This window comes from Pseudomonas sp. A014 (assembly GCF_052378495.1).
GTDB lineage: Bacteria > Pseudomonadota > Gammaproteobacteria > Pseudomonadales > Pseudomonadaceae > Aquipseudomonas > Aquipseudomonas machongensis.
In genome coordinates this window covers 5,775,944-5,789,785 of sequence record NZ_CP199001.1, presented here as the reverse complement: position 1 = coordinate 5,789,785, position 13,842 = coordinate 5,775,944, and the positions used below count along the sequence as shown (strand labels likewise).

The 13,842-nt window shown below is 63.1% G+C and carries 14 protein-coding genes; 8 read left to right on the top strand and 6 right to left on the bottom strand.

From position 1 onward, the window contains the following. Positions 1 to 57 precede the first annotated feature (57 nt). From ACTYOL_RS26700 to ACTYOL_RS26690, 3 genes are all read right to left on the bottom strand, one after another. Positions 58 to 2,424, bottom strand: coding sequence for a penicillin acylase family protein (locus ACTYOL_RS26700; RefSeq protein ID WP_444757338.1), 2,367 nt, complete (start codon positions 2,422 to 2,424; stop codon positions 58 to 60). Between the two features lie 100 nt (positions 2,425 to 2,524). Next, entirely contained in the window at positions 2,525 to 3,100 is a 576-nt protein-coding gene (locus tag ACTYOL_RS26695) for a hypothetical protein (protein ID WP_197890507.1), read from the bottom strand. A gap of 65 nt (positions 3,101 to 3,165) precedes the next feature. Beyond that, the gene (locus tag ACTYOL_RS26690) at positions 3,166 to 3,732 is read right to left on the bottom strand and encodes a DUF6436 domain-containing protein (RefSeq protein ID WP_153774833.1); all 567 of its coding nucleotides are present in this window, start codon (positions 3,730 to 3,732) and stop codon (positions 3,166 to 3,168) included. A gap of 154 nt (positions 3,733 to 3,886) precedes the next feature. On the opposite strand from ACTYOL_RS26690, the gene ACTYOL_RS26685 reads away from it, so the two are divergent. Beyond that, a complete protein-coding gene (locus ACTYOL_RS26685) occupies positions 3,887 to 4,816 on the top strand; it encodes an alpha/beta hydrolase (RefSeq protein ID WP_197890503.1) in 930 nt (309 codons plus the stop codon). Here the strand turns inward: ACTYOL_RS26685 and ACTYOL_RS26680 are convergent. Next, positions 4,809 to 5,561: a DUF2059 domain-containing protein gene (locus tag ACTYOL_RS26680; protein ID WP_153774834.1), complete on the bottom strand. Its 753-nt coding sequence runs from the start codon at positions 5,559 to 5,561 to the stop codon at positions 4,809 to 4,811. The two genes, ACTYOL_RS26685 and ACTYOL_RS26680, sit on opposite strands and share 8 nt — an antisense overlap. 113 nt (positions 5,562 to 5,674) lie before the next feature. Between ACTYOL_RS26680 and ACTYOL_RS26675 the strand changes: the two genes are divergently transcribed. Next, a complete protein-coding gene (locus ACTYOL_RS26675; RefSeq protein WP_197890546.1) occupies positions 5,675 to 6,307 on the top strand; it encodes a 2OG-Fe(II) oxygenase in 633 nt (210 codons plus the stop codon). Next, positions 6,294 to 6,785, top strand: coding sequence for a DUF523 domain-containing protein (locus ACTYOL_RS26670; protein WP_151926455.1), 492 nt, complete (start codon positions 6,294 to 6,296; stop codon positions 6,783 to 6,785). The genes ACTYOL_RS26675 and ACTYOL_RS26670 overlap by 14 nt, the downstream gene beginning before the upstream one ends. Before the next feature lie 99 nt (positions 6,786 to 6,884). Here ACTYOL_RS26670 and ACTYOL_RS26665 read toward each other — a convergent pair whose 3' ends face one another. Then, positions 6,885 to 7,364, bottom strand: a complete 480-nt coding sequence (locus ACTYOL_RS26665; RefSeq protein ID WP_153774836.1) for a substrate-binding periplasmic protein — start codon at positions 7,362 to 7,364, stop codon at positions 6,885 to 6,887. Between the two features lie 230 nt (positions 7,365 to 7,594). Here ACTYOL_RS26665 and ACTYOL_RS26660 point away from each other — a divergent pair, with 230 nt between their 5' ends. Beyond that, a complete protein-coding gene (locus ACTYOL_RS26660) occupies positions 7,595 to 8,071 on the top strand; it encodes a DUF4399 domain-containing protein (RefSeq protein WP_054891119.1) in 477 nt (158 codons plus the stop codon). A 120-nt stretch (positions 8,072 to 8,191) separates the two neighbouring features. On the opposite strand, the gene serA is transcribed toward ACTYOL_RS26660, so the two are convergent. Then, positions 8,192 to 9,421, bottom strand: a complete 1,230-nt coding sequence (serA, locus tag ACTYOL_RS26655; RefSeq protein ID WP_054891120.1) for a phosphoglycerate dehydrogenase — start codon at positions 9,419 to 9,421, stop codon at positions 8,192 to 8,194. A 172-nt stretch (positions 9,422 to 9,593) separates the two neighbouring features. Here serA and ACTYOL_RS26650 point away from each other — a divergent pair, with 172 nt between their 5' ends. The 4 genes from ACTYOL_RS26650 (at position 9,594) to ACTYOL_RS26635 (ending at position 13,754) form a co-directional block, all read left to right on the top strand. Further along, entirely contained in the window at positions 9,594 to 10,991 is a 1,398-nt protein-coding gene (locus tag ACTYOL_RS26650) for an FAD-binding oxidoreductase (protein WP_151926138.1), read from the top strand. A 28-nt stretch (positions 10,992 to 11,019) separates the two neighbouring features. Further along, positions 11,020 to 11,685, top strand: coding sequence for a fumarylacetoacetate hydrolase family protein (locus ACTYOL_RS26645; protein WP_054891122.1), 666 nt, complete (start codon positions 11,020 to 11,022; stop codon positions 11,683 to 11,685). Between the two features lie 154 nt (positions 11,686 to 11,839). After that, complete coding sequence (locus ACTYOL_RS26640) at positions 11,840 to 12,760, top strand: SdiA-regulated domain-containing protein (protein WP_197890501.1); 921 nt, start codon at positions 11,840 to 11,842, stop codon at positions 12,758 to 12,760. An 88-nt stretch (positions 12,761 to 12,848) separates the two neighbouring features. Beyond that, positions 12,849 to 13,754, top strand: coding sequence for an SdiA-regulated domain-containing protein (locus ACTYOL_RS26635; protein WP_200602941.1), 906 nt, complete (start codon positions 12,849 to 12,851; stop codon positions 13,752 to 13,754). Positions 13,755 to 13,842: the final 88 nt, after the last annotated feature.

Here is a 13,842-nt window from a genome sequence, read left to right as displayed (position 1 = left end):
GCACGTCGGCGCGACGAATCGCCGCTCGCGCAGACGTGCACCGCCGATGTCCAGGGCTCACTGCCCCGGCGGCACCAAGCGCAAGGTGCTGCGCGCCGGAATCACCCCCATCTGCGCCTTGTGATAGCGCCCCTGCACATAATCCTCGGCCTGGTCCGAATAGTGCCGGTCGAACGGTACGCCACTCTGGCCTACAGGGTTGATTGTCAGCGCTTGCCCGGCATCGGCGAAGTCGATCAGGCGTCGGGTCGAAGGCCCGTAGTTCACCGGCCAGGGCGCTGGGCCGATCTTCGCCGACAGGTTGTTCGGCACTTCGTGGGTGCCCGGTGCGGCGAAGGGGCCGACATTGAACAGCAGGTTCAACGGTTTCTGCTGGCCCAGCGGGTGGTTGTGGGTGAGGGTGTGGGCTTTGCCCCATTGCCAGTCCGCCGGGTCGTTGCCGTACAGCTCGCGCAGATGCGCCAGGCTGCGTTGCCAGGCCTGACGGACGATGGCGGTGCGGTCGGTACGGTCGTGGCCGCCGCGCAGGTTCCACCAGGGGGAGTCGGCGTCGGCCGCCAGGCGCGGTAGCGCAGCGTCGATGGCACGGGTGCTGATCAGCACCTTGAACCAGGTGTCGCCCAGCTCGTCATGCAGGGCGGCGAACGCCAGTTCGTAGAGGAACTGGTTGAACAGCGTGGCGCTGGTCGAATCCAGCGGGTAGTCGCCGCGCCATGCGGCCAGCTGTTCGACCAGCTCCTTCTGCTCGTCACCCTCGGCGATCGCACGCAGGGTACTCAGCAGCGGCGCCAAGGTACGAGGGCCGTAGTCGGTGCTGGTGTCCAACTGCAGCGTCTGGCTGTTCTGCACATCCCATTTGACCTGCGGGTCGGCCAGTCGACGATCCAGCTGGCGGCCACGGTCGGGCAGGTTGTAATAGCCGGGAATCGGGATGGCGGCCGGCGGCTGGTAGTTGGCCGAGACAATGTAGCCGCTGGGCGGGTTCTCCTGCTGGGGATTGGCGCTGAAGGGGTAGAAGCCGAGCTTGTCGGCCTGGTGGGTACTGCCGTCGAGAATGAACGCCGGGTTGACCCCGTCTGGACGAATGGGTAACTGCGCCGAGGCCCACCAGCCGATGTCACCGCGAGCGTTGGCCCATACCAGGTTCAGCCCCGGTGCCTGGATCTTCGCTGCGGCCTCGCGCATCTTGCCCAGGGTGTCGGCGCGGTTGACCTGGTAGAAGGCGTCGAGAATAGGGTTTTCGGTTTCCAGGAACGCCCACCACATGGCAATGGGGGTTTGCCCTGCGGTTTCGCCGAGTACATCGTTGACGATCGGCCCGTGGGGCGAACGGCGCAGGTTGATGGTCACCGGCGCTTCGCCCTTGACCGCGATCTGTTGCTCGGTCGTCTCCAGCGCACGCCACTGGCCATCGACCATGACCTGGTTGGCGTCGGCGGGATTGGTCTTCTCGGCGATCAGGTCGACGTCGTCGTTCTGGAACATGGTCAGGCTCCAACCGAAATCACGATTGTGACCGAGCAGGGCGAAGGGGTTCAGCGCCTGGAAATAGCCGTAGAGGTTGAAGCCCGGGGCCGATAGCTCGGCCTCATACCACACCGCCGGTACTGCGAAGCCGATATGCGGGTCGCCCGCCAGCAGGGGGCTACCACTGCGGGTATGGCTGCCCGCGACGACCCAGGCGTTGCTGCCTTCGAACTGCGGGATGCCGGCGTCGCCGAGCGCCTGGTGGCTGAGCTGGGCCAGGCCTTCGAGGGTGCGCCAGTCACTGGCGGCAAGGGCCGGGCGCAGAGCGCCATCGGGCTGCCAGTCGAGGTCGAAGATCTTCAGATACTCGGGGCCGAGCTGGTCACGAATGTAGGTCAGCGCAGGCTCGGTGCGGAAGGCTGCGGCAAAGCTGTAGGCCAGGTAGCCGGCGATGCTCAGGGTGTCTTCGGCAGTGAAGGGCCGTTCAGCGATGCCGAGGACGTCGAACTCCACCGGCTTGGGATGGTTGGCCTGCCAGCTGTTCACGCCTTCCAGGTAGGCCTGCAATGCGAGCCAGGACGGTGACTGGTGATCCAGGCGCTCGACCATCCGCGCCGCCTGCTCGCGGATGCGCAGGCTGCGAAACAGGGTGTCGGTGGGCACCAGCTTGCTGCCCAGCACTTCGGCCAGCTCACCCCGTGCCAGGCGGCGCACCAGTTCCATCTGGAACAACCGGTCCTGGGCGTGCACATAGCCCAGGGCACGGTACAGGTCGGGCTCGCTCTGCGCCTGCAGATGCGGCACTCCGCGTTCGTCATAGCGCACGCTGACCGGTGCGCTCAAGCCGGTGATAGCCACTTCGCCTTCGCGCTGCGGCACTTTGCCGTGCACGTACCAGTACGCGCCGGCGGCGGCCATGGCCAGGACGACGGCAAGCAGAGTGAGGCTGCGCTTCATAGAATTCCTTATGCCATTGGGGAGGCGGCGATGAGCTTAAAGCGCACTGAGAATAGCTTGCTCGAGCCGGTGATCGTCAATCTCGAGCCTGAGGTCAAACCTACCGGAAAATCTTCGCGTCGCGCATGGCTTCCTCGGCAAGGGTGCGACGGTTGGCGATCAGCCGGCCGAGCATCTCTTCGACCTGGCTGATCTGTCGTTCGAGCTGTTCCTGGCGGCGGTTGCGCTCCCAGGTGCGGGTTTGCAGCTGCTTGAGCTTTGCTCGGCGGCTGGACAGCTCGCGGCAGGCTCGTTCGAGGCGATGAGCCCGCTCATGCGTGACAGCAACCGTGGAGAAGAGGCAAGCCTGCAGGTCGCGCTGATAGTTGACCAACAGCGTGTCAACGGCATCGATCTGCTGTTGCAGGCGCTGCAAGGTGTTCATGCCGCTCGAAGGGCCCGCTAGTTCGCTGATGGCGCGCTCCAGCTGTTCCTCCAGGTGCTCGGGGGACCGCTGGAAGGCGACGACGGCATAGCTGCTGTCGCTGGAGGAAGATGGGCTGACGATATGTTCGCGCAGGCTGAGCCTTGTCACCGGGTAGTTCAGGGATATCTGATGCTGGCCCCAGAGCAACTCGATGTGGTCCTGATCTTCGTTCGTCAGGGGGGGAGAAGAGCGAGCGAAGACAGGTGCCATGGCGTTTTCCTTAAGCGGTAGGCCAATACGCTAAGGGGCTGGTATGTGCGCGACGTCATAAATATCTACCGCTGCTGATCTTTCCGCCATGGGCAATAGCACCCGCTGGCCAGGGCATTGGAGGCCTGTACCCGGCGCCCTTGCAGCAGCGCCCGGATGACGGGTTCGATGAAGCTGTTGCTCGAGTTGCACACCGCGCCTTCGCTATAGGGGCCGAAGTAGGCGAGCTGCCCCTGTCGATCCCAGATCGCCACTGCCGGAGAGGCGGGCAGGTGTTCGCTGCCCGGCAGCTCGCGGATCGGCTGCAGGGCGCCAAGGTTGGCGGGAAGCTGGCCGTGGCTGCCGGGCTTTTGCAGTACATGGAAGGTTACACCCTGCGCGGCGAACTGCTCGATGAGTTCGGCCAGGTGTTGCTGGTTGCCGACGTTGCAAGGGCAGGTGGGGTCCCAGAAGTGCACGACGCGGATCGGGCCAGGGCCTGCGAGCTCGGCGGGCAGTTGCAACTGGCTACCGTCGAACAGCGTGGCCTGGTCGTCGAACTGGCGCAGGTAGCGCGACTGGAAGCTGTCGTAGGCCCACCACAGCAAGGCGGCGCAGAGCAGGGTGGCGAGCAGCGTGGTGAGGGTTTTCATCGGTAGTCCGCAACGTTGCACCGGGCTTTTTCGCGGGCTTGCCCGCCAAGAGCGCGTCTGGGTGCATGACAAAGACAAGAAGACGCCAGCTTGCCATGGCCGGGCACAGAGCTGAATATCGCAGATCAATACTCGCGCCACTCTGGATGTACCGATGCCTTCACCCTTCCACCCTGACCTGCTGCGCACCAGCCTTGACGCTCTTGCGGCGCGCCAGCCACTGTCGGCCCAGGCCCTCGACTACCAGCGCTTCTACGGTCTCGACCTGCCCGCACACAGCTGGTTGGGTGGCTTCAGCGTGGCAGGTTTCGACCTGGCCGGGCAGGTGTGGCTGCCGCAAGAACCGGTGGCAACGCTGTTCCTGCTGCATGGCTACTACGACCACATGGGCCTGTACCGCCATGTGATCGCCTGGGCCTTGCAGCAGGGCTTCGCGGTGATTGGCTGCGATCTGCCCGGTCACGGGCTGTCCAGTGGCGAGCGGGCCAGCATCGCCGACTTCGCGATCTACCAGCAGGTGCTCGATGCCCTCTTCGAACAGGCGCGCAGGCTCGACTTGCCACGGCCTTGGCATCTGTGTGGGCAGAGCACGGGTGGAGCCATCGTTGTCGATCATCTGCTGCACTGCGGCGAGCAGAGCCCGGCGGACGGCCAGGTGATCCTGCTGGCGCCGTTGGTGCGACCGCGGGCCTGGCACTGGTCGAAGCTGAGTTATCGGGTGCTGCGCCATTTCGTCGATGGTATCGAGCGACGCTTCAGTGCCAATACCAACGACCCGGCATTTCTTGCGTTTCTCGAGGCCGATCCGTTGCAGCCGCGGCGCCTGCCGACGGCATGGGTGGGGGCGCTGATGGCCTGGATCAAGCGCATCGAGGCGGCGCCGCATAGTCGGCGTCGGCCGCTGATCGTTCAGGGCGAGGCAGACGGCACGGTGGACTGGCCCTACAACCTCAGAGTGCTGAAGGAGAAGTTCGCCGAGCCGCAGATTCTCCTGCTGCCCGAGGCGCGGCATCACCTGGCCAACGAGCTGCCGGATATCCGCCAGCGCTACTTCACCTTTCTCGACCAGCGCCTGCTTACTTGAGGTTGGCGCTGCTCTGGCCCACAGCCAGCCCCGCACGCACCGCGGCCAACGCGGCATTGTAGTAGGCCTTGCCCTCTGCGGATTCGGCGAAAGTGGCGAACGCTTCCAGTTCGTCGTCGGACAGCTCGCGGTAGACGTACAACAACGTGTTGTTCAGGTCTTCGCCAATCTCGTTCATCAAACGTTGGCGCTGACCATCGAGCAGGCCCTGGGCCTGGCCGCCGCCGAACAGGCCGGGAATCATCGAGCTGAGGCTGTCGGCGGCAACCCCGGCGATCGCCAGGCTGACCTCGGCCCCAGCTTCGCGGGCCGGCAGGGCCTGGGCCAGGTGACCGATGGCCAGCAGGCGGTTGTCGCTGGCCTGGATCCTTGGCAGGCCCTTGGCGTTCTTGGCCAATTGGTCCTTGCGCGTGGCCAGCAATTCGGCGGCAACCACCTTGCGTCCCAGCGGCGATTGGAAGAACGCCAGCGCCGGCGCCGGATTCTTAAGGTTGGCGCGCAGTTGGGCCTGGGCACGCTGATCCATCGCCTGGGCCTGGAAGCGTTGGTTGCTGTTGTTGACGAGTGCCTGGTAAACCGCGGGCGGCAGGCTGTTGCGGTAGCGCTGCTGGGCGGCACCGATGGCATCATTGAAGTGGGCGCGCTGGTCCGGCCAGCCGGCGGCCTTGTACAGCTGGTCGAGGCTGTCTGCCCAGACAGGCATGGTGCAGATCATCAGCACAAGCAGGGAAAACAAACGGCGCATTCAGGACTCCTGTCGGCAGGCCGCTATTGTCTGTGGGGTGGTACGCCTTTGTCGAGATATCAGCGCGCTTCTCGGCCAAGTGGCGCTGTCCGTGTACATGGCTAATGGATATGATGCGCGCCATGCATACCTCTCCTGAACATCCGCTGCTCTCGACCATCGTCGACGACCTGGCCACCCGTGGCTGGTCGCAGCAGGCACTTTTCCTGCCGCTTGAGCTGGCCGGCGCACTGGCCGCCGAGTGTCGCAGGCGCCATGCCGAGGGCGAACTGAACCCCGCAGGTGTCGGCAGGGGCGCGGCCCAGGAGGTACGCGAGGCGATCCGTGGCGACCAGATCCAGTGGATCGACCCCGGCCAGGCCGAGCCCTGCGACCGTTACCTGGAGCTCATGGACAACCTGCGCCAGGCGATCAACCAAGGGCTGTTCCTGGGGCTGGAAGACTTCGAGTGTCATTTCGCCCTGTATCCGCCGGGCGCCTTCTACCGCAGGCATCTTGACCGTTTCCGCGACGACGACCGGCGCATGGTGTCGGTGGTGCTCTATCTCAATGAGTGCTGGCAACCCGAAGACGGCGGGCAACTGCGGATGTTTCTCGCCGACGATGTCGAGCATGATGTCCAGCCCGAGGCTGGCAGCCTGGTGGTGTTCCTTTCGGGTGAAGTCCCGCATGAAGTCCTGCCGGCCAATCGCGAACGCCTGTCGCTGACGGGCTGGTTCCGGCGCCGTGGCAATGATCCCTTCTGAGTCGTCCAAGGTCCTGGTCAGCGCCTGCCTGCTGGGGCAACCGGTGCGCTATGACGGGCGCGACAGTGGCCACCCCGATCTGCTCAAGCAATGGCAGGCCGAGGGCCGTGTAGTGCCCTTGTGCCCGGAGGTGGCGGGTGGCTTGCCGACGCCGCGACCGGCCGCGGAGATCCAGGGCGGACAGGGTGGCCAGGTGCTCGATGGGCAGGTTCAGGTCCTGACCGTCGCTGGCGAGGATGTCAGCGCGGCATTTTTGAGCGGCGCTCGGCAGGCCTTGGCGCTGGTGAGGCGGCATGGGATTCGGGTTGCGGTGCTCAAGTCCGGTAGCCCGTCGTGCGGTAACCGACTGACCTACGATGGCAGTTTCAGCGGGGTGAAGGTGCCGGGGGAGGGCGTCGTTGCTGCGCTGCTGCGCCGGGAAGGGGTGCTGGTGTTCAGCGAGTTGGAGCTGGATGAGGCGCAACGGGCACTGGGGTAGTTCGGTGTCGTTCTTTTCGCGGGCAAGCCCGCTCCCACAGGCCTATGGTGAGTCCAACCCTGTGGGAGCGGGCTTGCCCGCGAAGAGGACGACGCGATATCACTGCTGCGCGGCAGTCTTCTCGAACCACTTCTGCTCGAGCTCCGCCATCCGCCCACTGTCCTTGAGCCGCTGCAGGGCATTGTTCAGCGCGCTTTCGAATGCAGGGTTATCTTTCTGGAACGGAATCACCAGCTTCTTCTCGCCAAACGGCTGGCTGGCATCGAGCGCGCTTTCGGTCGCAGATTGTTGGCCTGTCGGGGTCAGCGCGATGTCGTACTTGCCGCTCTCCACGCCCGGTAACACTTCGTCGGCAGGCGCTTCGATGAATTCGGCGCGCAGGTCCATCTCCCGGGCCAGGTCCTGGCCGAACTCGATGTCGAACCCGGTCAGGTGCTCGTTTTCCTTGAAGGCGTAGGGTGCATTGTCGGCTTGGACGGCGATGCGCAGTTCACCTCGGTCGTTGATTTCGTCGATCAGCTCTGCCTGGGCCAGGGGGCTGATGAGTACTGCCAGCAGTAGGCCAATGGTCAAACGCATGAATATCCCTTTTATTTCTCGGCAGATGGATGTCATTCGCCGTGGCTTTCTGTGTTTGCCGCGATCGAACGCAGCCTATGACCCCTACATCGCGCGTATGTTTGAGCTGGCATTGAAATTTTCATGCCGGCATTTTTGAACCTGCGGCGTGGCAGGTGGACTATGGTGAAGTACCGCCTCGCTTCTTTTAAGTGATAGCGGTCAATTGAAGTGAATGACAGGAGATGTGAATGAAAAGCCCAGTTTCGCGTGCTGCCCTCGCCGGTTTGCTGATGGGAGCCTCTTTGCTTGCCACGGCTGCGGATGCCCTGAAAAGCCAGGAGCCGCCGAAAGATGCGAAGGTCTTCATCGTTTCCCCTGCCGATGGCGCTACGGTCGACAAGACCTTCACCGTCAAGTTCGGCATTGAAGGGATGGCGCTCAAGCCGGCCGGCGACCAGACTCCGCATTCCGGGCACCATCACCTGCTGGTCGATGTCGACAAAGCGCCTGTAGCTGACCAGCCATTGCCGACCAGCCTGATGCCTGAGGGCAACCAACCCCTGCCAGCCGGGCCGCAGGTGCTGCATTTCGGCAAGGCGCAGACCGAGGCGACCATCACCCTGACCCCGGGCAAGCACACCCTGCAACTGGTACTGGGCGACCAGTACCACGTGCCGTTCAAGCCAAGCGTCGAGTCGAAGAAGATCACCGTCAATGTGAAGTAACGCGGGGAATGCTTCGCGGCGCTCCGGCGCCCCGACCCGCCCGCGAAGCCGAAGACACGGATCGGGCAGGCAAAAAAAGGGAGGCCACCAGGGCCTCCCTTCTTCATGCAGCCATCAGGCTCAGAACAGTACGCGCGAGCGGATGGTGCCCTTGACGTGCTGCAGCTTCTCTTGCGCCAGGTCCGAGTACTCGGCGTCGACGTCGATGACCACGTAGCCCACTTTCTCGTCGGTCTGCAGGAACTGACCGGAGATGTTGATGCCGTTCTCGGCGAAGACCTTGTTGATCTCGCTGAGCACGCCCGGGATGTTTTCGTGGATGTGCAGCAGGCGGTGCTTGCCTGGGTGCGCCGGCAGGGCTACTTCAGGGAAGTTGACCGACGACACGGAGGTACCGTTGTCGCTGTACTTGACCAGCTTCTCGGCCACTTCCAGACCGATGTTGGCCTGGGCTTCGGCGGTCGAACCGCCGATGTGCGGGGTCAGGATGACGTTGTCCAGGCCGCGCAGCGGGCTTTCGAACTCTTCGTCGTTCGAGCGCGGCTCGACCGGGAACACGTCGATGGCCGCGCCGATCAGGTGCTTGTCCTTGATCGCGGCAGCCAGGTGATCCAGCTCGACCACGGTGCCGCGTGCGGCGTTGATCAGGATCGAACCCTTCTTCATCGCACGGATTTCCTTCTCGCCGATCATCCACTGGGTGGATGGCAGCTCAGGCACGTGCAGCGAGACGATGTCGGCCAGGCCCAGCAGTTCGTTGAGGCTGGTGACCTGGGTGGCGTTGCCCAGTGGCAGCTTGGTCAGCGGGTCGAAGAAGTAGACCTGCATGCCGACGCTTTCGGCCAGTACCGACAGCTGGGTGCCGATCGAGCCGTAGCCGACGATGCCCAGCTTCTTGCCGCGGATCTCGAACGAGTTGGCCGCGCTCTTGATCCAGCCACCGCGGTGGCAGGAGGCGTTCTTCTCGGGGATGCCGCGCAGCAGCAGGATGGCTTCGGCCAGCACCAGTTCGGCAACCGAACGGGTGTTGGAGTACGGCGCGTTGAACACCGCGATGCCGCGCTCGCGGGCCGCGTTCAGGTCAACCTGGTTGGTGCCGATGCAGAAGCAGCCGACTGCGACCAGTTTCTTCGCACAATCAAAGACTTCTTCAGTCAGTTGAGTGCGCGAGCGGATGCCGATGAAGTGGGCGTCCGCGATCTTTTCCTTCAGTTGCGCATCCGGCAGTGAGCCAGTGAGGTACTCGATGTTGGTGTACCCGGCAGCCTTGAGGGTGTCCACAGCATTCTGGTGGACGCCTTCGAGAAGAAGGAACCTGATCTTGCTCTTGTCGAGAGAAGTCTTGCTCATCTGCGTAAACCTGTATCCCGGAGAAAAAATGGCGAGGGGGGCAAAGCGGCGCGGCGACGGGCCTTAGCACGATCGACGGGAGGGCTATGCTAGCATACGCGACACCGTCTGAGCTTATCCCGACAGGTGAAGAGTGCTCAGGGTGACTATGAATCATTCGAGAGTTCTGCCGATGATCGACGTTGCGGTAATTGATGAGCTGAAGACCCTGGTCGACCCTGGCAAGGTCCTTGTCGACCCCGCCTCGCTCGAGGCGTATGGCAAGGACTGGACCAAGCACTATCCACCGGCTCCTTCGGCCATCGTGCTTCCCAAAACCATCGAGCAGGTCCAGGCCATCGTCGCCTGGGCCAACCGCTACAAGGTCGCGCTGGTGCCGTCCGGCGGACGCACCGGCCTGTCGGGCGCTGCAGTCGCTGCCAATGGCGAAGTCGTGGTGGCCTTCGACCAGATGAACCAGATTCTCGACTTCAACGCGTTCGACCGCACCGTGGTCTGCCAGCCGGGCGTGATCACCCGCCAGTTGCAGCAGTTCGCCGAAGACCAGGGGTTGTACTATCCGGTAGATTTCGCCTCGAGCGGATCCAGCCAGATTGGCGGCAATATCGGCACCAATGCCGGCGGAATCAAGGTCATTCGCTACGGCATGACCCGCAACTGGGTGGCAGGGCTGAAGGTTGTCACCGGCAAGGGCGAATTGCTGGAGCTCAATCGCGACCTGATCAAGAACGCCACCGGTTACGACCTGCGCCAGTTGTTCATCGGTGCCGAGGGCACCCTGGGCTTCGTGGTCGAAGCGACCATGCGCCTGGACCGTGCACCGCGCAACCTTACGGCGATGGTGCTCGGCACGCCGGACTTCGACTCGATCATGCCGGTGCTGCACGCCTTTCAGGGCAAGCTCGACCTGACCGCCTTCGAATTCTTCTCCGACAAGGGCCTGGCCAAGATCATGGGGCGCGGCGATGTGCCGGCGCCGTTCGACACGCAATGCCCTTTCTATGCGCTGCTGGAGTTCGAGGCCAGCACCGAGGAGGTGGCCAACGAAGCCCTGGCCACCTTCGAGCACTGCGTCGAGCAGGGTTGGGTGCTCGATGGGGTGATGAGCCAGAGCGAGACGCAGCTGAAGAACCTGTGGAAGCTGCGCGAGTACCTGTCAGAGACCATCTCCCACTGGACGCCCTACAAGAACGATATTTCCGTCACCGTCTCCAAGGTGCCGGCGTTCCTGCGCGATATCGATGCAGTGGTCGGCGAACACTACCCCGACTACGAAGTCGTCTGGTACGGGCATATCGGCGACGGCAACCTGCACCTGAACATTCTCAAGCCCGACCACATGAGCAAGGATGATTTCTTCGCCTCGTGCACCAAGGTCAACAAATGGGTGTTCGAGATCGTCGAGCGCTACAACGGTTCGATCTCTGCCGAGCACGGCGTGGGCATGACCAAGCGGGACTACCTGGGCTACAGCCGCTCGGCAGATGAAATTGCCTGCATGAAGGCGATAAAGGCGGTGTTCGACCCGAACGGCATCATGAATCCGGGTAAGATCTTCGCACCTGAATAAGAAAGCAGTATCCAGAGGAGTCGGCCCCATGAGTTACCAGCACCAGTACGTAGACGGCACGCGCATCCACTTCCCGCTGGGCAAGGTGGTGTGCATCGGCCGTAACTACGCCGAGCATGCCAAGGAACTGGACAACCCCATCCCCAGCGAGCCGCTGCTGTTCATCAAGCCTGGCAGCTGCGTGGTGCCACTGGAAGGCGGCTTCAAGATCCCGACCGACCGTGGTTCGGTGCACTACGAAGCCGAGATCGCCGTGCTCCTGGGCAAGCCGCTGTCGACCAAGCCGACAGTCGAAGAAGTGCTGGATGCCATCTCCGGCTACGCCCCGGCCCTGGACCTGACCCTGCGCGACGTGCAGGCCAAGCTCAAGGAGAAGGGCCTGCCGTGGGAGCTGGCCAAGAGCTTCGACGGCGCCTGTGTATTGCCGCCGTTCGTCGCCGCATCCAGTTTCGAGGACGTGACCGACATTCCGGTACGCCTGACCATCAACGGCGAAGTGCGCCAGGATGGCAGCAGCGCAATGATGCTCAACCCCATCGTGCCGATCATCCAGCACATCGCCGCGCACTTCTCTCTGCAGGCGGGCGATGTGATCCTCACCGGCACCCCCGCCGGTGTCGGGCCGTTCAATGTGGGTGATGAGCTGGTGCTTGAGCTGCCGGGTGTCAGCCGCTTCGAGAGCCGCGTGCTTTGATCTGACTGCGCGTCGCCTTTTCGCGGGTAAACCGGCTCCTACAGGGATTTGCACAGCCTTGTGAGAGCGGTTTTACCCGCGAACGATTTACCGTTTTTTCACACCCCATCTGGATAATGCGCGAATCTTCGCCCATTTACCCAGGACCCCCTGCATGCCAGCACCTTCCAGCGCCCCAGCTTCCACCAAGCGTCGTTTCTACCTGCGCTGGCCGTTCGCCCTGGCTGTGGCAGCGGTGATCGGCTATGGGGTGGCCGTCGCCATGCACTGGGACGACCGTGGCCTGCTGTGGGTCAAGGAGCGTTTCGAGAGCAGTGCCGAGCGAATTGAAAGCGTCTGGCTGCCGGACTACCTGGTAGACATCGACGCCAAGCCGTTGCCGGGCATGGACGACGACGAAGCCTCGGACCTGTCGTTCAATCCGCAGACCCGCACGCTGTTCGCGGTGATGGGCAAGAACCCCTTCCTGGTCGAGCTCACGCTCGATGGCGACGTGTTGCGCAAGATTCCGCTGGTGGGTTGGGAAAATCCTGAAGGCCTTGCCGTGCTGGAAAACGGGCTGATCGCGATCGTTGATGAGCGCAACCATGACCTGACGCTGGTAAAGGTGGACGCGAGCACCTCGACGCTTAATCACGATGACTTCCCCAGCTATGACCTGGGCAAGTCGGTCAAGAGCAACAAGGGTTTCGAGGCCATCGCCTGGGACCCGATGCGCCAGCGCCTGATCATCGGCGAAGAGCGCCCGCCGCGTCTGTTTACCTGGAGCACCGATGGTCGCGGGCCGCTCAAGGGCGACAAGCAGCTGCTGCCCAGTGACGAGCTCGACCTGCGCAACCTGTCTGCGCTGGCGGTTGATCCACGCACAGGCCACCTGCTGGTGCTGTCGGCTGACTCGAACATGCTGCTGGAACTGGACGAGAAGGGTGAGCAGGTCAGCTTCATGACCTTGCTCGGGGCGTTCAACGGTCTGGGTAGCCGTGTGCCTCGGGCCGAAGGTGTGACCATGGACGATCAGGGCAACCTGTACATGGTCAGCGAGCCCGCGCTGTTCTATCGCTTCAAGAAGCACTGACAGGATTGTCGGGATTTTCTGATGATGGCCTTAAGCTTTATTTCAGCTATGAATGATTAGATTCGGCATCCTCCGTCGAGTCCTCTTCATGCGCCGTCATCTTCGTTCGTTTCTCTTTCTTCTGGCTTTCTCCGTGCTGGCGGTGCTTGGCGTGGTGGGGCACGAGTTCCGTCTGTTCGAGCGCGGCTGGTTCAACCTCAAGAGCTGGTGGCAGCCGACCGAGCAAGGCATCGGGCTAGATCGCTACCAGGTGGTGATCGAGGCTCAGCCCATCGAGGGCCTGGACGACGATGTTTCGGCGCTTACCTACGACCCCGATCGCAAGACCCTGTTTACCGTCACTAACGCCCGCTCGGAGCTCATCGAGCTTTCGCTGGATGGGCGCATCCTGCGCCGCGTGCCGCTGACCGGCTTCGGCGATCCCGAGGCGGTGGAGTATGTCGGGCCCAACAGCTACGTCATCACCGACGAGCGCCAGCAACGGCTGATTCGCGTGCGATTGGACGACGACACGCCGTTTCTCGACGCCAACGACGCCGAGCAGCTCACCCTGGGCATCGGCCTGAACGGCAACAAGGGCTTCGAAGGGCTGGCTTACGATTCGGCTGGCAAGCGCCTGTTCGTCGCCAAGGAGCGTGATCCGATGCTGATCTACGAGGTGCACGGTTTCCCCCATGCCAATCCGGAGCAGCCCTATGCGGTGCATGTGGTGCAGGACCGCAAGCGTGATTCACGGTTGTTCGTGCGCGACCTGTCGAGCCTGCAGTTCGATGAACGCAGCGGGCATCTGCTGGCGCTGTCGGACGAATCACGGCTGGTGCTGGAGCTGGATGTGAAGGGGCGGCCGCTGAGCACCCTGTCGTTGCGCAAGGGATATCAGGGCCTGAAGAAGACGGTGCCGCAGGCTGAAGGGATCGCCATGGACGATGCCGGGACCATCTACCTGGTGAGTGAGCCGAACCTGTTCTATGTGTTCAGGCAGCCGGCTGAGTAGGTGTAGTTCAGGGCTCTGTGGGGGCAGTGGTCTTTGTTGTGTCAGTGCTGGCCTATTCGCGGGTAAACCCGCTCCTACAGGTTTCCCG

Bases quoted from the DNA above. Each gene is read 5' to 3' on its own strand.
- ACTYOL_RS26665 (WP_153774836.1), bottom strand. From the start codon at position 7,364: ATGCGTTTGACCATTGGCCTACTGCTGGCAGTACTCATCAGCCCCCTG.
- ACTYOL_RS26675 (WP_197890546.1), top strand. From the start codon at position 5,675: ATGCGCGCCATGCATACCTCTCCTGAACATCCGCTGCTCTCGACCATC.
- ACTYOL_RS26660 (WP_054891119.1), top strand. From the start codon at position 7,595: ATGAAAAGCCCAGTTTCGCGTGCTGCCCTCGCCGGTTTGCTGATGGGA.
- ACTYOL_RS26650 (WP_151926138.1), top strand. From the start codon at position 9,594: ATGATCGACGTTGCGGTAATTGATGAGCTGAAGACCCTGGTCGACCCT.
- ACTYOL_RS26700 (WP_444757338.1), bottom strand. From the start codon at position 2,424: ATGAAGCGCAGCCTCACTCTGCTTGCCGTCGTCCTGGCCATGGCCGCC.
- ACTYOL_RS26685 (WP_197890503.1), top strand. From the start codon at position 3,887: ATGCCTTCACCCTTCCACCCTGACCTGCTGCGCACCAGCCTTGACGCT.
- ACTYOL_RS26635 (WP_200602941.1), top strand. From the start codon at position 12,849: ATGCGCCGTCATCTTCGTTCGTTTCTCTTTCTTCTGGCTTTCTCCGTG.
- ACTYOL_RS26695 (WP_197890507.1), bottom strand. From the start codon at position 3,100: ATGGCACCTGTCTTCGCTCGCTCTTCTCCCCCCCTGACGAACGAAGAT.
- ACTYOL_RS26640 (WP_197890501.1), top strand. From the start codon at position 11,840: ATGCCAGCACCTTCCAGCGCCCCAGCTTCCACCAAGCGTCGTTTCTAC.
- ACTYOL_RS26645 (WP_054891122.1), top strand. From the start codon at position 11,020: ATGAGTTACCAGCACCAGTACGTAGACGGCACGCGCATCCACTTCCCG.
- ACTYOL_RS26690 (WP_153774833.1), bottom strand. From the start codon at position 3,732: ATGAAAACCCTCACCACGCTGCTCGCCACCCTGCTCTGCGCCGCCTTG.
- ACTYOL_RS26680 (WP_153774834.1), bottom strand. From the start codon at position 5,561: ATGCGCCGTTTGTTTTCCCTGCTTGTGCTGATGATCTGCACCATGCCT.
- serA (WP_054891120.1), bottom strand. From the start codon at position 9,421: ATGAGCAAGACTTCTCTCGACAAGAGCAAGATCAGGTTCCTTCTTCTC.
- ACTYOL_RS26670 (WP_151926455.1), top strand. From the start codon at position 6,294: ATGATCCCTTCTGAGTCGTCCAAGGTCCTGGTCAGCGCCTGCCTGCTG.